The organism is Micromonospora sp. CA-269861 (assembly GCF_050948505.1).
GTDB lineage: Bacteria > Actinomycetota > Actinomycetes > Mycobacteriales > Micromonosporaceae > Micromonospora.
In genome coordinates, this window is sequence record NZ_CP192014.1 from 2516537 (window position 1) to 2538508 (window position 21972).

Genomic DNA, 21972 nt, shown 5'->3' on the forward strand with positions numbered 1-21972 from the left:
GATGCAACATCCCGAGCGGCGACTGTTGATCTCTGTGGATATGGAACGGTACAGCCGACGGAGCAACCTGCAGCAGTATGAGGCGCAACGGCAATTTCGAGAGCTGCTGCACGAGGCCGCTGGCGCTGTCGGCCTGGACCGCGTGGCCTGGACCACTCAGCAGGCGGGCGACGGCGAGCTGGCAATCGTGCCCCGCGAGGTGTCCGAGTCTCGTGTCATCGGCAAGTTCGTGCCGGAGCTGAACCGGCGGCTGCGCAACCACAACAGCAGCCGTCTCCCCGTGGCCCGAATCCGACTCAGGGTCGCTGTGCACCAGGGGTTGGTGCATCTGGACGGTGCGAATGGCTTCCCCGGCAACGCCGTCGTCTTCGTCTGTCGCCTGTGCGAGGCCGATCCGGTCAAGAAGGCCCTGGCCGCCTTTCCCGAGGCCGGAGTGGCGCTCGTTGTCTCGACGGAGATCTTCCGGGACGTGGTCACCGAGTATCCGGAAGAGATGCGACCGGAGCGGTTTGTGCGGATCGAGGTGGACCATCCGGACAAGGAATTCCGCGAGTACGCCTGGCTCTGTGTGGTGGACGAGGATCTCACCGCCGCCACGACCCCGGGTATCCCGCCGACCGCACCGCAAGCCGCTGGTGGCGCTGCGAAGGAGCCGATCGACAGCGCCGAGGAGAAGACGGCCGACAACGCATCCGATCAGGGCCCAATTCGCACCGGTGACGTTCGCGTGGTGGGGCAGAACGCAATCGGCAGCGGTGCGACGGCGATCGGCTCGGTCGGTCGTGACGCGAACTTCGGCCCGAGGCGAGGCACCTCCCGATGACCGGTCGGTACGCTCCCACCCCCACCGACGCCGAGCGGGACGTGGACGATTTCTGGCACGACGTGTCGGACGGAACCTCTCGCGGTGACCTTCCCCGCGACGTCGACGATGGTGCGATCCGCGGAACCGGGGATGGACCACCAACTGCTCGCCCCATCGCTGCGGAGGACGAGCCGGCCTCGGCGGAGGAACCATCCGAGGAGCCACCGGAGGAGGAGGTGGCGGACGAACCTGAAGATCTCCTCGATCCGGCCGACGTGCTGCGTCGCCTGGCGGGCCTCCTGGGTGGCTCGACCATCGATGTCGGCGATGTTCGGGTTCAGGGGCAGAACGCCACCGGGCATGGCGCCGTCGCCATCGGGACGGTCAACGTCACGGCGGGCCGATCCGACGGCGCCGGGCGCGTGTGGTTCGAGACCCTGGTCGAGGCCAGCGTCCGTGAGCTCGCGACCACCTATGCGTACGCGCCGAGTGACCAGAGACTCGACCACCACCTCCAGCATCACGACCTGGTGTGCCTCTCCGGTCCGGCGGGAAGTGGCCTGTTCACCTCGGCCACACTGGCAGTGGCTCGGAGACACGGGCTCGACCGGGTCCGCGTGCTCGGTGCCGAGCAGCTGTCCGATCTGCTCGGTGTGGAGGCACCGTTGGCCGCCGGGTACGGCTACGTGCTTCGGCTGAGCGAGGTGGTTCTCCGCGAGGTCGACGGCTTCACACTCGTGGCGCTGGCGGCCAGGGCCACCACCTCGGGCTCGACAATGGTCCTGGTCGGGGACTTCTCCCAGCGGAAGCACGACTTCATCGGCCACGTCGTGGAACACCGCGCGGCCCCGGCGGTCGAGGTGTTTCGGGCGCACCTTCGCCACCGGCTGGTCGGGCAGTGCGCCGGCTGGTGTGTGGACACCTGCGACGGGCGTTGTGTGGACCGGTATGTGGACGTGGACTGCGTCGAACACCCACTGTTGTCGGCGTACCTGGCCGGAGAACCTCGACCCAGCGAAGTCCTCGACGTCGTCGCAACGATTGCTCGGACCGTTCCCAGGGCGGGCGCCCTGGCCGAGCGCCTGGAGCAGTTCCTGCCGCTTCAACTTCGGGAGCGCGCGGTCGAGATTCTCGACGTTCGACGCGGTGGAGAGGAGAACGACGGGTTCACCATCGAGGAGGTGCGGGCCTTCCGCCTCTCCTGTGCCGTGCTCGCCGGACAGCCCGTGGCCGAGATACACCAGGCAGCTCAACGTCTGGCCCGTTTCGGCTTCCAGGACTTGGCATCGACCGGTGCACCGCTCCGCGGTGCGGCGATCGACGCATTGTTGGGATCGACGCTGAGCCAAGCCGTCACCCGACTGAACGACGCACACGTGTCCGGCGGGTGCCGGATCGACTTCTCGGCGACCGGGGAGCCACTCAGGTCGGTGCTACTGGAAGTCGCGTGGACCGAGTGGTGGTCGCCCGGACAGCTTCTCGGCTGGCTGGCAGACCTGATCCGCGGGGAGATTCCGGCGGTCCGACAGGCCGCCGCCGGGGCCATCGGCTGGTCGGCGACCCGCGACGTGCAGGCGGCGCTCGCCACGGTGGGGGAGTTGGCCCGAGAGCGGCGGGCAGGGGTTCGGCAGGCCGCAGCGATCGTGCTGGTCGCCATGGCCATGCAGCCCGCGTTGCGCCAACGCGTCCAGGTTGAGCTGGGTCACTGGGCGGCCGGTCCGGCAGCTCATCTACGGGACACCGTGGCGCGTGCGTACAGCATCGGACTAGCCCGACTCTGGCCGGAGACGGCGTTGGTGCAGTTGCGTCAGGTGGCACATGCCCGGATGCAGCGGCGCAACAACTCCGTCGTGCGAGGTCTGGTCGAGGTGTACCGAAACGGTCACGCGGCGAATCTCGTGCCGGCGCTGGTGGACTGGACCACGTCCGCCGATCCTGAGGTGCAACTCCACGCCGCGCGGACCCTGCGGGTCCTCGCGGACCGCTGGGCGGAAGCGCCCAGAGAGCACTGGCCGGAGCTGCTGTACCTGGTCGACAAGCAAACGATCCGCCTGGCCGACCTGGCCATGCTCTGGGCAACCGCTCTCAGCCTGCCGCGGACGGCCTACCGCTCGTGGCGGACCCTCGGCTTCTGGTTGGACCGGGCGGACCGGCAGCCGGCCGTTGCCAGTCACTGTCTCGAACTCGTGCGCCAGGTGATCGCCGGACAGCCCGCACTGCGTCATCGCCTGGACCATCAGCTCCGCCACGTATGGCGTCCCGTGCTGCCCCACAACGACCTGCTTGACGACGTAGAACGACTGATCGACGAGGAGACGCGATGATCATGAACCCCGCTGGCGGTCCGGGCACCAGACCATCAGTACCCAGGCAGGTGGAACGTCGTCGTTGGTGGCATGTGCTCTTTCCTCCAGCTGAGCTCCCCCTTCCTCCGCCCCCGCCCCTGCCAGTCGTCCCCACCACGGCGACGTTCCGTCAGGAGGTACCGGTGCCGATCCTGGTGCCGGCCAAGGGAGACGCGTTCGACTTCCGGCTGCACGTCGTCTACAACTGGACCGCGCAGAACATGGTCTACGAGGAGCTTCGGCTCCGCGCCGAACGCTACCTGGGGTGGGCTGCCGGGATTGTCCGGGAACGGGCAGTAGATCTGGCACGCGAGCACGAACCTCACCGCTCGCATGATCTCGAGCGTGCGCTGAACGACCGTCTCGGTGGCCAGCGCTGGCCGCGCGAGGGCACGGTGCCGCACTTCGGTGTACTCGTCCGCGTCAGCCCGGACGAGCGGGTCCGGGAGCGGCTTCGGCCGTACTGGGAGGATCGGATCAGGCTCGAGTGTGATCACGAGCTGCAGAAAATCAGGGCGACCCAGGCGGACGAGCTGACTCGTCGCTGGTGTGCGGTGCTGCAGAATCTTGAGGACGATCCGGTGACCTCGCATGCGGCGCGGTTGACCGGTGAGCAGTTCGCCGAGGTGTTCCGCCGGTACGTGGAGGAACGTCGGGAAACCGTTCCCGAGCTTGTCAAACTGCTCCGTGAGGCGGTGCGTGGACATGGCGATCTTGGTATGGGGCCGAGTGAATACACGGAGGCCTGGGATGCGGCCCTGAGGACGTATGAGCGTCAGCACGGGCTGTCCGAGCGGGTGAACTGACAAGGGGTGTCCTCGGCCGGGATGCTCCGGCCGAGGACACCCAGCGCGTGGGCAAGGCGATCCCCTATTCATTACCATGCACTGGGCTGCATGAACTTGCACTCCTGAGTCGCGCTTGTTAATCTTCGCTGCATAGTCATGCGGAGGTGGGTATGGGGATCCGAGTCGCGGTCGCCGGAGCGAGCGGGTACGCCGGGGGTGAGCTGCTGCGCCTGATCGCCGGGCACCCGGAGTTCGACCTGGTCGCCGCCACCGCGCACAGCCAGGCCGGGCACCGCGTCGACGCGGTGCACCCGCAGCTCACCGGGCTCGATCTGGTGCTCGGCGAGACTGCCCCGACGATCCTGGCCGACTCGGACCTGGTCTTCCTGGCCCTGCCGCACGGCCAGTCGGCGGCCCTCGCGGCCCAACTGCCGGCCGAGGTGCGGATCGTCGACCTGGGCGCCGACCACCGGCTGGCCGACCCGTACGCGTGGGCGCAGTACTACGGCGGCACGCACGCCGGGCAGTGGACCTACGGCCTGCCCGAGCTGCCCGGTCAGCGCGAGCTGATCGCCGACTCCACCCGGGTCGCGAACACCGGCTGCTACGCCGCTGCGATCACCCTGGCGCTCGCGCCGCTGATCGCTGACGGCGCGGCCAGCCCCGCAGACGTGGTGGTGGTCGCCGCCTCCGGCACCTCCGGCGCCGGCCGGGCGGCCAAGCCGCACCTGTTGGCCAGCGAGGTGCTCGGCGACCTGTCGCCGTACCGGGTGGGAACCCACCAGCACGTCCCGGAGATCAAGCAGGCCACCGGCGCGACCGGCCTGTCGTTCACCCCGGTCCTGGCACCGATGCCGCGTGGCATCCTGGCCACCGTCACCGCGGTGCCGGCGCGCGGTGTCGACCCGCAGGAGGTGCTGGCGCGGGCATACGCGGACGCGCCGTTCGTGCACGTGCTGCCGGAGGGCCGCTGGCCGCACACAGCGGCCACCCTGGGCTCCAACTCCTGTCACCTGCAGGCCACCGTCGACGTCGACTCGGGTCGTCTGATCGTGCTGAGCGCGTTGGACAACCTGGGTAAGGGCGCTGCCGGTCAGGCTGTCCAGAACGCCAACCTGATGCTCGGCCTGCCGGAGACGACTGGCCTTTCCATCTGGGGGACCGCACCGTGAGTGTCACCACCCCTCGGGGGTTCCGGGCGGCCGGTGTGGCCGCCGGCCTCAAGGCCAGCGGCGGCGCGGACGTCGCCCTGGTGGTCAACGACGGCCCGGACGCCGGAGTGGCAGGTGTCTTCACCACCAACCGGGTCAAGGCGGCGCCGGTGCTCTGGACCCAGCAGGTAGTGCAGGGCGGTGTGGTCCGTGCCGTGGTGCTCAACTCCGGCGGCGCCAACGCCTGCACCGGTCCGGCCGGTTTTCAGGACACGCACGCCACCGCCGAGCACACCGCCGCAGCGCTGACCTCGGTCAGCCCACGGTTGATCCTCGGTGCCGGTGAGGTCGCGGTCTGCTCGACCGGCCTGATCGGTGAGCGGCTGCCGATGCCGAAGCTGCTGCCGGGCGTCCGCTCGGCGATCCGCGGGCTGTCCCGAGACGGTGGCCCGGCCGCCGCCGAGGCGATCATGACCACGGACACCCGGCCGAAGACCACTGTGGCCCGGGGGAGCGGGTGGACGGTCGGTGGCATGGCCAAGGGCGCCGGGATGCTCGCGCCGGGGATGGCCACCATGCTCTGCGTGCTGACCACCGACGCGGTGGCCGGGCCGGCGACGCTGGACGAGGCGTTGCGGGCGGCCACCCGGGTCAGCTTCGACCGGGTCGACTCCGACGGCTGCATGTCCACAAATGACACGGTGCTGCTGCTGGCCAGCGGCGCGAGCGGCATCGAGCCGACGCCGGCCGAGCTGGCCGCCGCCGTCACCGCGGCCTGTCACGACCTGGCCCAGCAGTTGGTGGCCGACGCCGAGGGCGCCACCAAGCAGGTCGCCATCGACGTGGTCGGCGCGGCGGACGAGGACGAGGCGGTCGAGGTGGGCCGAACGGTGGCCCGCAACAACCTGGTCAAGACGGCGCTGTTCGGCAACGACCCCAACTGGGGTCGGATCCTCGCCGCCGTCGGCACCACCGCCGCCGCGTTCGAGCCGGACGAGGTGGACGTGGCGGTCAACGGGGTGTGGGTGTGCCGGGGCGGGGCTGCCGCCGAGGACCGCTCGAAGGTCGATCTGACCGGGCGGGACGTGACCATCCGGATCGACCTGCACGCGGGCACGGCGGCCGCCACGATCTGGACCAACGACCTGTCCCACGCGTATGTCCACGAGAACTCGGCGTATTCCACATGAGCGCGCGGAACGCAGCGCAGCGGAGTCCCGCAGTCGCGAACGAAAGGCCGGCACGGGTGAATCTCACCAGCGACCTGGCTCGCGCTCAGGTCAAGGCGGAGACGCTGATCGAGGCGCTGCCCTGGCTGGCGCGCTTCTCCGGCTCGACGGTCGTGGTGAAGTACGGCGGCAACGCGATGACCGATCCCGAGTTGCAACGGGCGTTCGCGGCCGACATGGTCTTCCTGCGCTACGCCGGCCTGAAGCCCGTGGTGGTGCACGGCGGTGGGCCGCAGATCTCCGCGATGCTGGGGCGTCTCGGCATCACCAGCGAGTTCCGGGGTGGTCTGCGGGTGACCACCGCCGAGGCGATGGACGTGGTCCGGATGGTGCTTGTCGGTCAGGTGGGCCGGGAACTGGTGGGTCTGATCAACTCGCACGGTCCGTACGCCGTCGGCCTCTCCGGCGAGGACGCCCGGCTGTTCACTGCGGTGCGACGTCCGGCGTACGTGGACGGGTTGCCCGTCGACGTGGGCCAGGTCGGCGACGTCGAGTCGGTCGACGTGTCAGCGGTGACCGACCTGATCGAGGCCGGTCGGATTCCGGTGATCTCCACGGTGGCTCCGGACGTGGAGGGGGTGCTGCACAACCTCAACGCGGACACCGCCGCCGCGGCGCTGGCCATCGCGTTGCAGGCCCGCAAGCTGGTAGTGCTCACCGACGTGGCCGGTCTGTACGCCGACTGGCCGGACACCACGAGCCTGATCTCCGAGATCACCGCGGACGACCTGGCCAAGCTGCTGCCCAGCCTCGAGTCGGGGATGGTGCCGAAGATGGAAGCCTGCCTGCGGGCGGTGCGTGGGGGAGTGCCCGCCGCGCACGTCGTCGACGGGCGGGTGGCGCACTCGACGTTGCTTGAGGTGTTCACCTCGGAAGGGTTCGGAACGATGGTGGTGCCGGGAGACGGGACGGACGCGACATGAGCACGTTGGCGCAGCGGTGGAAGCAGTCCATGATGGACAACTACGGCACACCGCCGTTGGCGTTGGTCTCCGGCGCCGGTGCCGTCGTGGTCGACGACGCCGGTCGGGAGTACCTCGACCTGGTGGGCGGCATCGCTGTCAACGCCCTCGGTCACGCCCATCCGGCGGTGGTGGCGGCGGTGTCGAAGCAGGTCGCGACCCTCGGGCACGTCTCCAACCTCTATGTGGCCGAGCCGCCGGTCGCCCTCGCCGAGCTGCTGTTGGCGCTCGCCGGCCGACCCGGCCGGGTCTTCTTCGCCAATTCGGGCGCGGAGGCGAACGAGGCGGCGTTCAAGCTCTCCCGGCGCACCGGCCGCACCCACGTGGTGGCGACCAGGGGCGGCTTCCACGGCCGCACCATGGGTGCCCTCGCGTTGACCGGCCAACCGGCGAAGGCCGACCCGTTCCGGCCGCTGCCCGGCGAGGTGACCCACGTCGACTACGGCGATGTGGCAGCCCTCGACGCGGCAGTCTCCGACGCCACCGCCATGGTGATCCTGGAACCCATCCAGGGTGAGAACGGCGTCCTCGTCCCGCCGCCCGGTTACCTCACCGCGGCGCGCCGGATCACCGCCCGGCACGGGGCGCTGCTGGTCCTCGACGAGGTGCAGACCGGCATCGGGCGCACCGGGCACTGGTTCGCGCACCAGGCCGAGGGCGTGGAGCCGGACGTGGTCACCCTGGCCAAAGGGCTCGGTGGCGGGCTGCCCATCGGCGCCACGCTGGCCTTCGGCAGGGCTGCGGAACTGCTCACCCCCGGCTCGCACGGCACCACGTTCGGCGGCAACCCGGTCAGCTGCGCGGCAGCGCTCGCCGTGGTGGCGACCATCGCCAACGAGGGCCTGCTCGACAACGTCAAGCGGGTCGGCGAGCGGCTGCGTCGCGGCATCGAGGCGCTGGATCACCCGCTGATCGCCGAAGTGCGCGGTGCCGGGCTACTGCTCGGCGTGGCGCTCACCGCGCCGGTGGCGCCGGTGCTGGCCGAGGCCCTGCGGGAGGCCGGCTTCCTGGTCAACCCGGTGCAGCCGGGTGCGCTGCGGCTGGCTCCGCCGCTGATCCTCACCGCCGCCCAGGCGGACGCCTTCCTCGCGGCGCTGCCCGCCGCACTGGACGCGACCGCGCCGGCCGCCGCCGGCGCGCAGATCGCACCAGCCACCCTGACCACCACGACGGGAACGACTCGATGACCCGGCACTTCCTGCGTGACGACGACCTCTCGCCCGCCGAGCAGTCCACGGTCCTCGACCTGGCCGCGCGGATGAAGGCGGACCGGTTCGGCCACCGGCCGCTGGTGGGCCCCCGCTCGGTGGCGGTGCTCTTCGACAAGCAGAGCCTGCGGACCAGGATCTCGTTCGACGCCGGTATCGCCGAGCTGGGCGGGCACCCCCTCGTCGTGGACACGCAGGTCACCCACTTCGGCCGCGGCGAGTCGCTCGCGGACGCGGGGCGCGTGCTGTCGCGCTACGTCGCGGCCATCGTGCTGCGGACCCACGGGGACGAGCGGATCGCCGAGGTGGCGGCGGGCTCCAGCGTGCCGGTGGTCAACGCGCTCACCGACGGCTTTCACCCGTGCCAGCTGCTCGCCGACCTGCTCACCATCCGGGAGCGGTGCGGTGGCACGGCCGGGCGCACCCTGGCGTACGTGGGGGACGGCGCGAACAACATGGCGCAGTCGTACCTGCTGGCCGGGGCGACGGCCGGGATGCACGTCCGGATCGCCGGCCCGGCCGGGTTCGCCCCGGACGCGGCAGTGGTGGAGCGGGCGGCCCAGATCGCCGTGCAGACCGGCGGGTCGGTGCGGGTGCTGACCGACCCGGCCCAGGCGGTACGCGACGCGGACGTGCTGGCCACCGACACCTGGACGTCGATGGGGCAGGAGTCCGACGGCCTGGACCGGATCACCCCGTTCCTGCCGTACCAGGTCAACAAGGAACTGCTCGGCCAGGCCGCACCCGACGCCATCGTGCTGCACTGCCTGCCCGCACACCGCGGCGAGGAGATCACCGACGAGGTGCTCGACGGCCCGCAGAGCGCGGTCTTCGACCAGGCGGAGAACCGGCTGCACGCCCAGAAGGCGCTGCTGACGTTCCTGCTGGACCCCGCGACGGTGGACCCCGCGACGGTGGGCGCCGCGACCGTGGGCGCCGAGACAGCCGAGATCGCCACCGGCGGGCCGCGATGACCGCGCCGCTGACCCGCGCGGCCCGGCACGCCCGGATCGTGGAGCTGATCCGCGACGGGGCGATCCGGTCGCAGACCGAGCTGGCCGACCTGCTCGCCGCCGACGGCGTGGGCGTCACGCAGGCCACCCTCTCGCGGGACCTGGAGGAGCTGGGCGCGGTGAAGGTGCGCGGTGGCGACGGTCCGGCCGTCTACCTGATCCCCGAGGACGGGCAGCGGCCGCTGCGCGACGCCGAGGCCGCGCCGGCCCGGCTGGTACGGCTGCTGCGCGAACTGCTCAACGGTGTCGACTCCAGTGGCAACATCGCCGTGCTGCGGACACCGCCGGGTGCAGCCCAGTACCTGGCCAGCGCGTTGGACCGAGCGGGCCTGCCCGAGATCGTCGGCACCATCGCCGGCGACGACACCATCCTCGTCGTGGCCCGAGAGGCCGTCGGCGGGGCGGCACTCGGGGAAACGCTCGCCGGCTGGGCCCGCCGGGACGACACAGGTGAAGGGAACACCACGTCATGACCGAGCGGGTCGTGCTCGCGTACTCCGGGGGGTTGGACACCTCCGTCGCCATTCCGTACCTGGCCGAGCAGACCGGCGCCGAGGTGATCGCGGTCGCGGTCGACGTCGGGCAGGGCGGTGAGGACCTCGACGCCATCCGGCAGCGGGCTCTGGACTGCGGCGCCGCCGAGTCCGAGGTGGTGGACGCGCGTGACGAGTTCGCCGCCGACTACTGCCTGCCGGCGATCCGGGCCAACGCCCTCTACATGGACCGCTACCCGCTGGTGTCGGCGCTGTCCCGGCCGCTGATCGTCAAGCACCTGGTGAGCGCGGCGCGCAGGCACGGCGGCACGATCGTGTCGCACGGCTGCACCGGCAAGGGCAACGACCAGGTCCGGTTCGAGGTGGGCCTCAACGCGCTCGCCCCCGACCTGAAGATCATCGCGCCGGCCCGGGACTACGCCTGGACCCGGGACAAGGCGATCGCCTTCGCCGAGGAGAAGGGGCTGCCGATCGACGTGTCGGCCAGGTCCCCGTACTCCATCGACCAGAACCTGTGGGGACGCGCGGTGGAGACCGGCTTCCTGGAGGACATCTGGCACGCCCCCGTCGAGGACCTCTACTCGTACACCTCCGACCCGACCCAGGACCGCGACCCCGACGAGGTGGTGATCACCTTCGACGGCGGCGTGCCGGTGGCGATCGACGGTGAGACGGTCACCCCGTACCAGGCGATCCTGGAGCTCAACCGACGCGCCGGCGCCCAGGGCGTGGGCCGGCTCGACATGGTCGAGGACCGCCTGGTCGGCATCAAGAGCCGTGAGGTGTACGAGGCGCCCGGCGCGATCGCGCTGATCACCGCCCACCAGGAGTTGGAGGCGGTGACCGTCGAGCGCGACCTGGCCCGGTTCAAGAAGGGCGTCGACCAACGCTGGGGCGAGCTCGTCTACGACGGGCTGTGGTTCTCGCCGCTGAAGGACTCGCTGGACGCGTTCATCGACGACGCGCAGCGGCACGTGAGCGGCGAGGTACGGATGGTCCTGCACGGCGGCCGGGCCACGGTGACCGGCCGGCGCTCCGAGGCGAGCCTCTACGACTTCGGGATGGCCACCTACGACAGCGGCGACACCTTCGACCAGTCCCTGGCGAAGGGTTTCGTGCAGCTCTGGGGGCTGCCGAGTCGGATGGCCGCCGCCCGGGACGCCCGGCTGGGCGGTGGCGGACGGTGACACGTGTGAGCGCGAAGACCGAGCGAGCGCGGCGAGTGCGCCCCGCAGTCGCGAGCGAAAGGCAACCAGAGCAATGATGGGCGACGTGGACGACAAGAGCCTGACCGAGAACAGCGCCGCCACCAACCGGACGAGCCTCTGGGGTGGCCGGTTCGCGGGTGGCCCCGCCGAGGCGCTCGCCCGACTGTCGGTGAGCGTGCAGTTCGACTGGCGCCTGGCCCCGTACGACATCGCCGGTTCCCGGGCGCACGCCCGGGTCCTCGCCGGCGCCGGCCTGCTCGATCCCGAGGAGCTGGGCCGGATGCTGGCCGCGCTGGACGATCTGGAGGCTGCCTGCGCCTCCGGAACGTTCCGCCCCACCATCGACGACGAGGACGTGCACACCGCGCTGGAGCGTGGTCTGCTGGAGCGCCTCGGCAGCCTCGGTGGCAAGCTGCGCGCCGGCCGGTCGCGCAACGACCAGGTCGCCACCGACCTGCGGCTCTACCTGCGCGACCACGCCCGGGGCGTGGCCAGCCGCCTGGTCGAGCTGGCGGAGGCGCTCGTCGAGCAGGCCGAGCGGCACATCGACACCGCCGCGCCGGGCATGACGCACCTCCAGCACGCCCAGCCGGTCACCTTCGGGCACTGGCTGCTGGCCCACGTGCAGCCGCTGCTGCGCGATCTGGAGCGGCTGCGCGACTGGGACCACCGGGCGGCGATCAGCCCGCTCGGCGCGGGCGCCCTGGCCGGTTCCGGGCTCCCACTGGACCCGGTGGCAGTGGCCAAGGAGCTGGGCTTCCGTACGTCGTTCGCCAACTCGATGGACGCCGTCGCCGACCGGGACTTCGTGGCCGAGTTCCTCTTCACCACCGCCCTGATCGGGGTGCACCTGTCCCGCCTCGGCGAGGAGGTGGTGCTCTGGACGTCGCACGAGTTCGGCTGGGTGGAGCTGGACGACTCGTTCGCCACCGGCTCGTCGATCATGCCGCAGAAGAAGAACGCGGACATCGCCGAGCTGGCCCGGGGCAAGTCCGGGCGTCTGGTCGGCGGCCTGATGACAGTGCTCACCATGCTCAAGGGCCTGCCGATGACCTACGACCGGGACATGCAGGAGGACAAGGAGCCGGCCTTCGACGCGGTCGACACCCTGGAGCTGCTGCTCCCGGCCCTAGGGGGGATGATCTCCACGATGACGGTCCGGGTGGACCGCCTCGTCGCCGCCGCCCCGGTCGGCTTCTCCCTCGCCACCGAGGTCGCCGACTGGCTGGTCCGGCGCAACGTGCCGTTCCGCGACGCGCACGAGATCACCGGTCAGCTGGTGGCGCTCTGCGCGGCACGGGAGTGCGAGCTCAACGACGTCTCCGACGACGACCTGGCCACGATCAGCGGGCACCTCGACCCGTCGGTGCGCGACGTGCTCTCGGTCCGTTCGGCTCTCGCCGCCCGGACCACCCCCGGTTCCACAGGCCCCGGCCCGGTCGCCGACCAGCTCGCCGACGCGGCGGACCGGCTGGCCGGCTGGCGGGAGTGGGCCACCGAGCGGGTCGTTCCGCGCTGAGCTGTGCCGTGGCGTCGGCGCTGGCCGCCGGCGCCGCGGCGGTTCAGGCCGTCGGGCGCTCCCGCTTGGGGAGTTTGGCCACCACCATGTCGTACGACGAGTCGACAGCCTCGGTCAGCTCCTCGTCGTCGATCCCGCCGTCCAGGCGCAGCGTGTTCCACCCGGACCGGCCGATGTAGGCCATCACGCTGGCGTCGTCGGGGTGCCGGTGCAGCCACTCGTCGGCCACCTCGCGGGTCGGCCCGCACTTGATGCCGACAGTCGGTTTGCCCCCGTCGCTGCCGAGGAACGCGAAGATCCGGCCGCCCACCTTCACCACCTCGTCGCCCTCCCACGGTTGGTCCAGCCACGCTCCCGGCTTGGCCAGGCAGTACGCCAGCATCTCCGCGCGCTCCATGGGTGCCTCCTCGTCGTGCGCACAGTGTGCCCGCCCGACAGCCGTCGCACGCGCGGCGTGCCGATCCGGGTGTCGGCTCGGGGCGCGCCGGATCAGGTGGTCTGCTCGGACGACCGGGCGGCGACCCGCTCGTAGCGCTGTCGGGCGGCCTGCGCGCTGCCCAGCCCCAGCCCGTACGCGATCGCCTGCCAGGTCAGCCCCCGGTCACGGGCCAGCGTCAACAGCCCGGCCTCCAGGGCGTCCAGCTCGGCGCGGACGTGTGGCAGCAGGGTCAACGCGGCGGTGAGGTCGGCCGAGTCGATCGGCTCCTCCGCGGGCTCGCGCTCGGCCCCACCGGCGGCGAGCGCGGTGACCAGGGCGACCGCCTCCCACGGGTCGAGCACGTACGGGTGGGCCCAACGGCCCCGCTGGGTGTCGGTGCTGGCGTGCCGCTCGCTGATCCGCTGCAACGCCTCGTACGTCCGGTGGGCGCGGGCCCGGCCCGGGTCCGGCGCGGTGAAGATGTCCTCGGTCGTCATACCCCGAGCACACCTTATGAACGCTTGATTGTCAACGAGATGTTGAAGCCTGGCGGCACGGACCTGCCGTGCCGCCAGGCGATGCCTCAGAGCGCCAGGTTGAACTGGCGCTCGTCGACGATGGGTGTGCAGTACGGGTCACAGGGGCTCGCGTTCACCACGCCGAACGCGACGCCCGCCGCGAACGGACGCTCGACCGGGATCACCGCGATCCGCACCTGCTGCGTGCCCTCCGCGCAGGTGACCCGCCGAACCGTCGTGCCCGCGCGCATCGTCTGGCCGACCGCCTGCGCGACCTTGACCGTGACGTCGAACTCGAGGGCCTTCGAGCAGGTCACGGTGACCGGCACGATCGCCGCCGCGCCCTTCGCCTCGATCTTGCCCGTGGCGCCGACCGCGATCGTGGGCAGCGCCGCGTTGTCGGCCTGCGCCGCGGCCCGCAACGGAACACTCGCGCTGGCCGACGGGGTGAAGGCCAGGGTCGCGGCCGCCGCGACGAGGCCGGTGGCGATCAGTGGTCGCCGGATGCTCCGTACGGTCATGGTGACTCCTCCCGTGTGTCGTCGCTCCCTGCGACGACATCGGGAACACTCCCGAGCCGGCGGTCGGGTTTCACTGTCCGGCCGGCTGTCTGATGTGCGACGTGAGTCCTGTTCGGGCCGGTGCCGGGAGGTCTGCGTCCCGGCCGGGTGCCGGGGCGGCGGGATGGGTACCGTCGGGGACATGGCCCTGTCGTCCGGTGACCGGAGCACCGCCGCCGACCTGGCGGCGCTGGCGGACCTACTTGCCGGTCCAGTGCTGCCGGCGGCGAGCGGGCTGCTGGGCTGCCGGCTGCACGCCGGCGGAGTCACCGTCCGGATCACCGAGGTCGAGGCGTACGCGGGAAGTGGCGGTGACCCGGCGTCGCACGCCCATCGGGGTCGCACCCCGCGCAACGCCGTGATGTTCGGCCCCGCCGGGTACGCCTACGTCTACTTCACCTACGGGATGCACTGGTGCGTCAACGTGGTCACCGGGGTTGAGGGGGAGGCCTCCGCCGTGCTGCTGCGCGCCGGTGAGGTGGTCGACGGGCTGGCCACGGCACGGGAGCGCCGGCCGGCCATCCGGCGGGACGTGGACCTGGCCCGCGGTCCCGCCCGGCTCTGCTCCGCGCTCGGCATCGACCGCGAGGCGTACGGGGCGTACCTGCTCGGCGACGGCCCGGTCCGCCTGCGGCCCCCGGCCCGGCCGGTGCCACCGGAGGCGGTGGTGGCGGGTCCACGGGTCGGCGTGACCGGCGCGCACGACCTGCCCTGGCGGTTCTGGCTCGACGGCGATCCCACGGTCAGCGCGTACCGCCGGCACGTGCCCCGCATCCGGCGCTGAGCGCGCCGTCCGGCGTGTGTGCGGCGAAGTCTGTCGGCGGGTGTGGCCATAATCACCGGACCTGCTCACCGACGGTTTGGAGGACGTCATGACAACGCTGCTCGCGATCGGCACAGCCAAGGGATTGTTCCTCGCCACCAGCACCGACGACCGGCGCAGTTGGGAGATCACCGGTCCGCACTTTCCGATGACAGGTGTCTACGCGGTCGCTGTCGACACCCGTCGTTCCACCCCGCGGCTGCTCGCCGGCATGACCAGCTCACACTTCGGCCCCAGTGTCGCCACCAGTGACGACCTCGGCGCCTCCTGGGACGAGCCCGACCAGGCGCCTGTCGCGTTCCCGGCCGACACCGGCGTCTCGCTCGGGCGGGTCTGGCAGTTGATGCCGGCCGGCCCCGACGAGCCGGACGTGGTCTGGGCCGGCACCGAGCCCTCGGCGCTGTTCAGATCCACCGACGGTGGCCGCAGCTTCGAGCTGGTCCGTTCCCTCTGGGACCACCCGCACCGCCCTCAGTGGGAGGCCGGCTTCGGTGGTCAGGCCGTGCACACCGTGCTGCCCCACCCGCGTGACCCGGCTCGGTTGCTGGTCGCCATGTCCACCGGCGGGGTCTACCGCTCGGAGGACGCCGGGGTGAGTTGGGCGCCGGGCAACACCGGCATCCGCGCCTACTTCATGCCCGACGAGTGGCCGGAGTTCGGTCAGTGCGTGCACAAGGTCGCCCGGGACGCCGGCAACCCCGAGCGGCTGTACGCGCAGAACCACCACGGTGTCTACCGCTCCGACGACGACGGCCGCACCTGGTCCTCGATCGCCGACGGGCTGCCCAGCGACTTCGGCTTCCCGATGGTGGCCCACCCCGGGCGCGGCGGCACGGTGTGGACCTTCCCGTTGGTGGCCGACGGCGAGCGGTTCCCGACCGATCACCGCTGCCGGGTGTTCCGGTCCGCCGACGCGGGCGGCAAATGGGAGCCGCTGTCGGTCGGGCTGCCCGAGGGGCCGTTCTATCCGGCGGTGCTGCGGGACGCGATGTGCGCCGACGACGCCACGCCCGGTGGCGTCTACTTCGGCACCCGGTCCGGCTCGGTCTTCGCCAGCCGCGACGAGGGCGACTCCTGGTCGACTGTCGCGGCACACCTGCCCGACGTGCTCTGCGTTCGCGCCGCGGAGGTCTGAGCGTGGTCACCGTGCTGCTGCCCGGCCCGCTGCGTGGCGAGGCCGGGGGCGCGAGTCGGCTGAACGTCACGGCCGCCGGGACGCTGCGGGCGGTCCTCGACGAGATGGCCGTCGCGCATCCCCGGCTGGCCCGGCGCATCCGCGACGAGCGCGGCGAGCTGCGCCGTTACGTCAACGTCTTCGTCGACGGGGAGGACTGCCGGCACTCCGGTGGTCTGGAGACCCCGGTCAAGGACGGCGCGCAGGTGCAGGTGTTGCCGTCGGTGGCGGGCGGCTGACCGAGCCGACACCGAGGGGAGGTTTCGATCCGGATGTCGTGTTGTGAGGCGTGACCGGCGCCACTGCGAGGCGTCCCGCCGACGGAATAGTTGCGTCGTCAAATAAGTTGAGAGCTGCGTCCGGGTACCACGACGGCACCCGGTTGACACGCGAGGAGCTGGTCATGCAGTTCGGAATCTTCACCGTCGGTGACGTCACGGTCGATCCGACCACCGGTCGGGAGCCGACCGAGCATGAGCGGATCAAGGCGATGGTCGCGATCGCGTTGAAGGCCGAGGAGGTCGGCCTGGACGTCTTCGCCACCGGCGAGCACCACAACCCGCCGTTCGTGCCGTCGTCACCGACCACCATGCTCGGCCACATCGCGGCGCGCACCGAGCGGCTGCTGCTGTCCACCGCCACCACGCTGATCACCACCAACGACCCGGTGAAGATCGCCGAGGACTACGCGATGCTCCAGCACCTGTCCGACGGCCGGGTGGACCTCATGATGGGCCGCGGCAACACCGGCCCGGTCTATCCGTGGTTCGGCAAGGACATCCGCGCCGGCATCCCCCTGGCCATCGAGAACTACGACCTGCTGCACCGGCTGTGGCGCGAGGACGTGGTCGACTGGAAGGGCAAGCACCGCACCCCGTTGCAGTCGTTCACCTCGACGCCGCGACCGCTCGACGGCGTGCCCCCGTTCGTCTGGCACGGCTCGATCCGCAGCCCGGAGATCGCCGAGCAGGCCGCGTACTACGGCGACGGCTTCTTCGCCAACCACATCTTCTGGCCCAAGGAGCACACCCAGCGGATGGTCGGGCTGTACCGCCAGCGCTACGCGCACTACGGCCACGGCTCCGCCGACCAGGCGATCGTCGGCCTCGGCGGGCAGGTCTTCATGCGCCGCAACTCGCAGGACGCGGTCCGGGAGTTCCGGCCCTACTTCGACAACGCCCCGGTCTACGGTCACGGGCCGTCGCTGGAGGAGTTCACCCGGGAGACCCCACTGACCGTGGGCAGCCCACAGCAGGTCATCGACCGCACGCTCGGCTTCCGGGAGTACGTCGGTGACTACCAGCGGCAGCTGTTCCTGATGGACCACGCGGGTCTGCCGCTCAAGACCGTGCTGGAGCAGCTCGACCTGCTCGGCGAGGAGGTCGTGCCGGTGCTGCGCAAGGAGTTCGCCGCGCTGCGTCCGGCGCACGTGCCGGCCGCGCCGACGCACGCCTCGCTGGTCGCCGCGGCCGGAGGCGCCAAGGACAGCACCGTGCACGCCGTCGACGACGTGACCGGCAAGGCCCCGGAGGGGGCGACCCGATGACCCGACGCACCCTGGCCGTGGTCTCGGCGGGGCTGAGCCAGCCCTCGTCGACCCGGCTGCTCGCCGACCAGCTCGCCGCGGCCACCCGCGACGAGTTGGTCCGGCGCGGCTCCGAAGTGCAGGTGCACGTCGTCGACCTGCGGGAGTACGCCCACGACGTGGTCAACAACATGCTCACCGGATTCGCACCGGCAGCGTTGCGCGAGGTCATCGACACGGTGACCGGGGCGGACGGGCTCATCGCCGTCACCCCGATCTTCAGCGCCTCGTACAACGGGCTGTTCAAGTCCTTCTTCGACGTGCTGGATTCCGAGTCGCTCGTCGACCGGCCGGTGCTGATCGGCGCCACCGGCGGCACCGCCCGGCACTCCCTCGCCCTGGAGCACGCCGTCCGCCCGATGTTCGCCTACCTCCGGTCGGTGGTGGTCCCGACCGCGGTCTTCGCCGCCCCGGAGGACTGGTCCGACGGCACCGCCGACGGCGCGTTGCGCGGTCGGATCCGGCGCGCCGCCGGGGAGCTGGCCGACCAGATCGACCACCGGCCACCCGCCACCGGGCCGGCCGACCCGTTCGCCCTCACCACCGACTTCCTGCAGATGCTCGGCCGAGGTGACGGCGCGCCGGTCAGCTGACCGGGTGGGCGACCAGCACCGGGCAGTGCGCGTGCTGGATCACCGCCTGACTGACCGACCCGAGCAGCAGCCCGGCGAACCCGGCCCGGCCCCGGGTGCCCACGACCAGCAGCGACGCCGCGCCGCTGGCCTCGATGAGCCCCTGGGCCGCGCCGGTCGCCCGGACCGGATGCTCCCGCACCACCAGGCCGGGGTGCTCGGCGCGCACCACGCTGGAGGCGTCGGCCAGGAGCCGCACCGCATCGGCCTGGTACGCGGCCTGCGACTCCTCGATCTCCTCCGGCACCGTCCGGTCCCCGTCCGGCGGACTGACGTGCACCAGCACCAGCGGCACGTCCCGCAGCGCCGCCTCGTCGGCGCCGAGGCCCACGGCGAGTCCTGACGACTCGGATCCGTCGACGCCGACCAGCACCGGGCCGTCCACCGGGATCGGCTGCTCGTCCGGGCGGACCACCAGCACCGGGCAGTGCGCGTGCGCGGCCACCTGCGCGCCGACCGAGCCGAGCAGCAGCCCGGCGAACCCGCCCAGGCCACGGCTGCCCACCACGACCAGCTCCGCCCGGCGGGACTCCTCGACCATGGTGGCTCCCGGACCGCCGGCTACCTGACGCACCTCGACGGCGAGGCCGGGCCACCGCCCGGTCAGCTCGGCCGCCGTGCGCTCCAACATCTTCTGCGCCTCCTCGGAGGGCACCGGCACCCCGAGGTCGTACGGGTTGAGCGGCACGCCGTAGCCGAACGGATGCAGGTAGCCGTGCACCAGGAGCAGCGGTCGGGACCGGAGCAGTGCGGCCCGCGCCGCGTGCTCGGCGGCGACGAGGCTGGACGGCGATCCGTCCACGCCCACCACGACAGGTCGGTTCATCGGCGCTCCCTGGGTCGGTCAGGTCATTGTCGACCGCTCGGCTGCGCCGGCAGGGCCGGACGCGCCGGTCCCGGCGTCCCCGGCGGCACCTCGTTCGGCACTTGCACGTAACTACGTATGTTCGTAATATCGACGTGTGAGCACTGTGGAAGATCGGCTCGCCGCGCTGGAGGCACAGGTTGCCGCGCTGAGCGAACGTCTCGCCGTCGCACCGCCGACGCCGCCCGCGCCCGAGGGCGCCTTCTGGGCCCTCGACGGCCTCAAACAACGCCTGCCACCCGACGGGCCGGGTGCGGTCCTCTACACCGGCACCGTCCGCGTCGCCGACCAGCACTACGACTGGCAGTACGGCCGCACCGTCGACGACCTGCTCGCCGCCGACTGGACGGAGCTGGCCAGCGCCCTCTCCGCGTTGGCCCACCCGGTGCGGCTGCGGCTGCTGCGGGAGGTCCTCGGCGGTCGGCAGAGCACCAGCGAGCTGGCCGAGATCGAGGAGTTGGGCACCACCGGCCAACTGCACCACCACCTGCGCCAGATCACCGCCGCCGGTTGGCTGCGCAGCGCCGGCCGAGGTCGGTACGCGATCCCGGCCGAACGCGTGGTGCCGCTGCTGGCCATCCTCACCGCCGCTGGCCGCTGACCAAACCCCACGGCTCGGCCGCTCATCCGACGACCCCCACAGAGGAGCCACCATGCGCCGGACGACCGTCATCGCCCTCGTCGTCGCGCTGATCGCCGGCCTGGTCGGGGTGGCGCTGATGCCTCGGGTGCCCCGACTCGGCGCGCACACCACCGGCGATCCGAACCTGGCCGCCGCCACACGGTCGGTCACGCCCGACCCGTCGGGGCACCGCGGGCTCGCCGTCGCCCTGTTCGAGGACGGCCGGATCCGCACCGCCGGCCTGGGCGACCGGGACCTCGCCGGTCGGCCCGTCGAGCCCGGCACTCCGTTCGAGATCGGCTCGATCACCAAGGCGCTCACCGGCATGCTCCTCGCCGACCAGGTCGCCGCCGGCGTCGTCGACCCCGACGACCGGCTCGGCGCCACCTGGCCCCAGGTGACCGGCCCGGCCAGCGACAGCACGCTCGCCGAGTTGGCCAGCCACCGCGCCGGCCTGCCCCGACTCGCCCCGACCTCCGTACTGGGCTGGGCACGCATCCTCTGGGCCAACGTCTCCGGCGGCAACCCGTACGCCGGGCAGGGCGTCGACACCATACGCAGCGCCGCCAACCGGGTCAGCCCCGACGACGGGCGCGGCGAGGTCCACTACTCCAACCTCGGGCCGTCCGTGCTCGGCCACGCGCTCGCCGCGAAGGCCGGCGTCCCGTACCCCGAGCTGCTGCACGCACGGCTGCTACGGCCGCTCGGCATGACCGCCACCGTCATCGTCACCCGCGACGACGACCTGCCGGCCGGTCGCGCCCAGGGCAGCCGGGCCAGCGGCCGACCACTCGACCCCTGGATGGGAGCCGGTTACGCCCCGGCCGGCGCCGGCCCCTGGTCGACCGTGGAGGACCTGGGCACGTTGCTCGCCGTGATCCTCGCCGGCACCGCGCCCGGCGCCGACGCCACCACCGCCCGATTCCGCGAGAACGACGACACCCGCATCGGGTACGGCTGGTTCACCACCCGGTACGGCGACCGCGAGGTGGTCTGGCACAACGGCGCGACCAGCGGGTTCCGGTCCTACCTCGGCTTCGAACGGGCCACCGGCAGGGCGGTGGTGGTGCTCGGCAACACCGACCGGGGCGTCGAGCCGATCGGTCTGCGGCTGCTCGGCTTGCCAGAGACGGAGGCCGGAGAGGCGGCGCCGGTGACGCCGGTGTGGATCGGTGCCGGTCTCGCACTGGCCTTCACCTTCCTCGGCGGCCTGTCGCTGCTCGGCACCGCCCGGCGCCGCGAACTGGACCGGGTGACGCTGCTGGCGGCGGCGGTGTGGGCGTTCGCCTATCTCGGCTTGGCGCACCGCATGGGGGACTGGTCGGTGGTCCCGGCCTGGCTGTGGCCGCTCGGGGCCGGGCTCTCCGCGGCGGGGGTGGCCCTCGCGGCGACCCGGTGGCGTGCTCTGCCGGTGGTCGACGCGCGGGTGCCGTGGCGTCGACTGCTCTCGGTGGCGAGTTCCGTGGTCGCGGCCGTGTTGGCGGTCACGGCCGTCGCCGGCTGAACCCGCGGCCCCCTCTCCTGTCAGCCCTGTTGCGTACCCTCGTCCGATGACTTCTGATCTGCGGTTGCGTCCGGTCCTGGAGGACGACCTCGTCGAGTTCTTCCTGCACCAGCAGGACCCGGAGGCCAACCGGATGGCCGCCTTCGTCGCCAAGGACCCGTCCGACCGTCGGGAGTTCGCCGCACACTGGGCACGGGTGCTCACCAACCCGGCGAACCGGGTCCGCACGGTCGAGGTCGACGGCGAGGTGGTCGGGTACGTGAGCGCCTTCCCGGCCGGCGACCAGACCGAGGTCAGCTACTGGATCGACCCGGCCCGCTGGGGCCGGGGTCACGCCACCGCGGCCCTGGCCGCCCTGCTGAGCGAGCTGCCCCGACCGGTGCACGCCCGCGCCGCCAAAGACAACGCCGCCTCCCTCGCGGTGCTCCGCAAGTGCGGGTTCGTCGTGATCGGTGAAGACTCGGGGTACGCCAACGGCCGCGGCGAAGACGTCGAGGAGTGGCTGCTGGAGCTGCCCGCCGACGCCGCTGACCTGGGCGGGCACTAGTC

General features: G+C 71.9%; 23 protein-coding genes. 19 read left to right on the plus strand and 4 right to left on the minus strand.

Going from position 1 to position 21972, the window contains the following annotated elements:
* The first annotated feature begins 1 nt into the window (after position 1).
* The 11 genes from ACQP0U_RS11570 to argH all read left to right on the plus strand — a co-directional run bounded on the left by ACQP0U_RS11570 (position 2) and on the right by argH (position 12722).
* Entirely contained in the window at positions 2-823 is an 822-nt protein-coding gene (locus ACQP0U_RS11570) for a hypothetical protein (RefSeq protein ID WP_433318250.1), read from the plus strand.
* Complete coding sequence (locus ACQP0U_RS11575) at positions 820-3129, plus strand: hypothetical protein (protein WP_433318252.1); 2310 nt, start codon at positions 820-822, stop codon at positions 3127-3129. Before ACQP0U_RS11570 ends, ACQP0U_RS11575 begins: the two co-directional genes overlap by 4 nt.
* Positions 3130-3293: 164 nt before the next feature.
* Positions 3294-3956 (plus strand): hypothetical protein, encoded by a 663-nt coding sequence (locus tag ACQP0U_RS11580; RefSeq protein ID WP_433318254.1) that lies wholly within the window; start codon positions 3294-3296, stop codon positions 3954-3956.
* Between the two features lie 152 nt (positions 3957-4108).
* A complete protein-coding gene (gene argC, locus ACQP0U_RS11585) occupies positions 4109-5110 on the plus strand; it encodes an N-acetyl-gamma-glutamyl-phosphate reductase (RefSeq protein ID WP_433318255.1) in 1002 nt (333 codons plus the stop codon).
* Positions 5107-6279, plus strand: a complete 1173-nt coding sequence (gene argJ / locus ACQP0U_RS11590; protein WP_433318257.1) for a bifunctional glutamate N-acetyltransferase/amino-acid acetyltransferase ArgJ — start codon at positions 5107-5109, stop codon at positions 6277-6279. The genes argC and argJ overlap by 4 nt, the downstream gene beginning before the upstream one ends.
* A 56-nt stretch (positions 6280-6335) precedes the next feature.
* Positions 6336-7241 carry an acetylglutamate kinase gene (gene argB, locus ACQP0U_RS11595; RefSeq protein WP_433318259.1) on the plus strand — a complete coding sequence of 302 codons (906 nt, stop codon included), beginning with the start codon at positions 6336-6338 and terminating at the stop codon, positions 7239-7241.
* Positions 7238-8467 (plus strand): acetylornithine transaminase, encoded by a 1230-nt coding sequence (locus tag ACQP0U_RS11600; RefSeq protein WP_433318261.1) that lies wholly within the window; start codon positions 7238-7240, stop codon positions 8465-8467. The genes argB and ACQP0U_RS11600 overlap by 4 nt, the downstream gene beginning before the upstream one ends.
* Positions 8464-9462 carry an ornithine carbamoyltransferase gene (gene argF / locus ACQP0U_RS11605; protein ID WP_433318263.1) on the plus strand — a complete coding sequence of 333 codons (999 nt, stop codon included), beginning with the start codon at positions 8464-8466 and terminating at the stop codon, positions 9460-9462. Before ACQP0U_RS11600 ends, argF begins: the two co-directional genes overlap by 4 nt.
* Entirely contained in the window at positions 9459-9974 is a 516-nt protein-coding gene (locus tag ACQP0U_RS11610) for an arginine repressor (protein WP_433318265.1), read from the plus strand. The genes argF and ACQP0U_RS11610 overlap by 4 nt, the downstream gene beginning before the upstream one ends.
* Positions 9971-11182, plus strand: a complete 1212-nt coding sequence (locus ACQP0U_RS11615; RefSeq protein ID WP_433318267.1) for an argininosuccinate synthase — start codon at positions 9971-9973, stop codon at positions 11180-11182. The genes ACQP0U_RS11610 and ACQP0U_RS11615 overlap by 4 nt, the downstream gene beginning before the upstream one ends.
* 76 nt (positions 11183-11258) lie before the next feature.
* On the plus strand, positions 11259-12722 hold the full coding sequence (gene argH / locus ACQP0U_RS11620; protein WP_433318269.1) for an argininosuccinate lyase: 1464 nt from the start codon (positions 11259-11261) through the stop codon (positions 12720-12722).
* Between the two features lie 43 nt (positions 12723-12765).
* Here argH and ACQP0U_RS11625 read toward each other — a convergent pair whose 3' ends face one another.
* From ACQP0U_RS11625 to ACQP0U_RS11635, 3 genes are all read right to left on the minus strand, one after another.
* Positions 12766-13119, minus strand: a complete 354-nt coding sequence (locus ACQP0U_RS11625; protein ID WP_433318271.1) for an MmcQ/YjbR family DNA-binding protein — start codon at positions 13117-13119, stop codon at positions 12766-12768.
* Between the two features lie 92 nt (positions 13120-13211).
* Entirely contained in the window at positions 13212-13637 is a 426-nt protein-coding gene (locus ACQP0U_RS11630; protein ID WP_433318273.1) for a DNA-binding protein, read from the minus strand.
* An 86-nt stretch (positions 13638-13723) separates the two neighbouring features.
* Positions 13724-14179 carry a hypothetical protein gene (locus ACQP0U_RS11635; protein ID WP_433318275.1) on the minus strand — a complete coding sequence of 152 codons (456 nt, stop codon included), beginning with the start codon at positions 14177-14179 and terminating at the stop codon, positions 13724-13726.
* A 181-nt stretch (positions 14180-14360) separates the two neighbouring features.
* Between ACQP0U_RS11635 and ACQP0U_RS11640 the strand changes: the two genes are divergently transcribed.
* From ACQP0U_RS11640 to ACQP0U_RS11660, 5 genes are all read left to right on the plus strand, one after another.
* Entirely contained in the window at positions 14361-15002 is a 642-nt protein-coding gene (locus ACQP0U_RS11640; RefSeq protein ID WP_433318277.1) for a DNA-3-methyladenine glycosylase, read from the plus strand.
* Positions 15003-15090: 88 nt separating this feature from the next.
* Complete coding sequence (locus ACQP0U_RS11645; RefSeq protein WP_433318278.1) at positions 15091-16176, plus strand: WD40/YVTN/BNR-like repeat-containing protein; 1086 nt, start codon at positions 15091-15093, stop codon at positions 16174-16176.
* A gap of 2 nt (positions 16177-16178) precedes the next feature.
* Positions 16179-16454: a ubiquitin-like small modifier protein 1 gene (locus ACQP0U_RS11650; protein WP_433318280.1), complete on the plus strand. Its 276-nt coding sequence runs from the start codon at positions 16179-16181 to the stop codon at positions 16452-16454.
* Positions 16455-16618: 164 nt separating this feature from the next.
* Positions 16619-17761 carry an LLM class flavin-dependent oxidoreductase gene (locus tag ACQP0U_RS11655; RefSeq protein ID WP_433318282.1) on the plus strand — a complete coding sequence of 381 codons (1143 nt, stop codon included), beginning with the start codon at positions 16619-16621 and terminating at the stop codon, positions 17759-17761.
* Positions 17758-18393, plus strand: a complete 636-nt coding sequence (locus ACQP0U_RS11660; RefSeq protein WP_433318284.1) for an FMN reductase — start codon at positions 17758-17760, stop codon at positions 18391-18393. Before ACQP0U_RS11655 ends, ACQP0U_RS11660 begins: the two co-directional genes overlap by 4 nt.
* Here the strand turns inward: ACQP0U_RS11660 and ACQP0U_RS11665 are convergent.
* Positions 18386-19258 (minus strand): universal stress protein, encoded by an 873-nt coding sequence (locus ACQP0U_RS11665; protein ID WP_433318286.1) that lies wholly within the window; start codon positions 19256-19258, stop codon positions 18386-18388. The two genes, ACQP0U_RS11660 and ACQP0U_RS11665, sit on opposite strands and share 8 nt — an antisense overlap.
* A gap of 136 nt (positions 19259-19394) precedes the next feature.
* Between ACQP0U_RS11665 and ACQP0U_RS11670 the strand changes: the two genes are divergently transcribed.
* Genes ACQP0U_RS11670 through ACQP0U_RS11680 form a run of 3 tightly spaced genes read left to right on the plus strand, consistent with a single transcriptional unit; the run spans position 19395 to position 21970 of the window.
* On the plus strand, positions 19395-19898 hold the full coding sequence (locus tag ACQP0U_RS11670) for an ArsR/SmtB family transcription factor (RefSeq protein WP_433318288.1): 504 nt from the start codon (positions 19395-19397) through the stop codon (positions 19896-19898).
* 52 nt (positions 19899-19950) lie between these two features.
* Positions 19951-21423 (plus strand): serine hydrolase domain-containing protein, encoded by a 1473-nt coding sequence (locus tag ACQP0U_RS11675; protein WP_433318289.1) that lies wholly within the window; start codon positions 19951-19953, stop codon positions 21421-21423.
* Between the two features lie 46 nt (positions 21424-21469).
* Complete coding sequence (locus ACQP0U_RS11680) at positions 21470-21970, plus strand: GNAT family N-acetyltransferase (RefSeq protein ID WP_433318291.1); 501 nt, start codon at positions 21470-21472, stop codon at positions 21968-21970.
* Positions 21971-21972 lie beyond the last annotated feature (2 nt).

What these genes read in the sequence shown, in the direction of transcription:
- ACQP0U_RS11640 (WP_433318277.1), top strand. Translation starts at nt 14,361, where the DNA reads ATGGCCCTGTCGTCCGGTGACCGGAGCACCGCCGCCGACCTGGCGGCG.
- argF (WP_433318263.1), top strand. Translation starts at nt 8,464, where the DNA reads ATGACCCGGCACTTCCTGCGTGACGACGACCTCTCGCCCGCCGAGCAG.
- ACQP0U_RS11645 (WP_433318278.1), top strand. Translation starts at nt 15,091, where the DNA reads ATGACAACGCTGCTCGCGATCGGCACAGCCAAGGGATTGTTCCTCGCC.
- ACQP0U_RS11600 (WP_433318261.1), top strand. Translation starts at nt 7,238, where the DNA reads ATGAGCACGTTGGCGCAGCGGTGGAAGCAGTCCATGATGGACAACTAC.
- ACQP0U_RS11680 (WP_433318291.1), top strand. Translation starts at nt 21,470, where the DNA reads ATGACTTCTGATCTGCGGTTGCGTCCGGTCCTGGAGGACGACCTCGTC.
- ACQP0U_RS11655 (WP_433318282.1), top strand. Translation starts at nt 16,619, where the DNA reads ATGCAGTTCGGAATCTTCACCGTCGGTGACGTCACGGTCGATCCGACC.
- ACQP0U_RS11615 (WP_433318267.1), top strand. Translation starts at nt 9,971, where the DNA reads ATGACCGAGCGGGTCGTGCTCGCGTACTCCGGGGGGTTGGACACCTCC.
- ACQP0U_RS11675 (WP_433318289.1), top strand. Translation starts at nt 19,951, where the DNA reads ATGCGCCGGACGACCGTCATCGCCCTCGTCGTCGCGCTGATCGCCGGC.
- ACQP0U_RS11575 (WP_433318252.1), top strand. Translation starts at nt 820, where the DNA reads ATGACCGGTCGGTACGCTCCCACCCCCACCGACGCCGAGCGGGACGTG.
- ACQP0U_RS11635 (WP_433318275.1), bottom strand. Translation starts at nt 14,179, where the DNA reads ATGACCGTACGGAGCATCCGGCGACCACTGATCGCCACCGGCCTCGTC.
- ACQP0U_RS11610 (WP_433318265.1), top strand. Translation starts at nt 9,459, where the DNA reads ATGACCGCGCCGCTGACCCGCGCGGCCCGGCACGCCCGGATCGTGGAG.
- argH (WP_433318269.1), top strand. Translation starts at nt 11,259, where the DNA reads ATGGGCGACGTGGACGACAAGAGCCTGACCGAGAACAGCGCCGCCACC.
- ACQP0U_RS11660 (WP_433318284.1), top strand. Translation starts at nt 17,758, where the DNA reads ATGACCCGACGCACCCTGGCCGTGGTCTCGGCGGGGCTGAGCCAGCCC.
- ACQP0U_RS11630 (WP_433318273.1), bottom strand. Translation starts at nt 13,637, where the DNA reads ATGACGACCGAGGACATCTTCACCGCGCCGGACCCGGGCCGGGCCCGC.
- ACQP0U_RS11625 (WP_433318271.1), bottom strand. Translation starts at nt 13,119, where the DNA reads ATGGAGCGCGCGGAGATGCTGGCGTACTGCCTGGCCAAGCCGGGAGCG.
- ACQP0U_RS11570 (WP_433318250.1), top strand. Translation starts at nt 2, where the DNA reads ATGCAACATCCCGAGCGGCGACTGTTGATCTCTGTGGATATGGAACGG.
- argC (WP_433318255.1), top strand. Translation starts at nt 4,109, where the DNA reads ATGGGGATCCGAGTCGCGGTCGCCGGAGCGAGCGGGTACGCCGGGGGT.
- ACQP0U_RS11665 (WP_433318286.1), bottom strand. Translation starts at nt 19,258, where the DNA reads ATGAACCGACCTGTCGTGGTGGGCGTGGACGGATCGCCGTCCAGCCTC.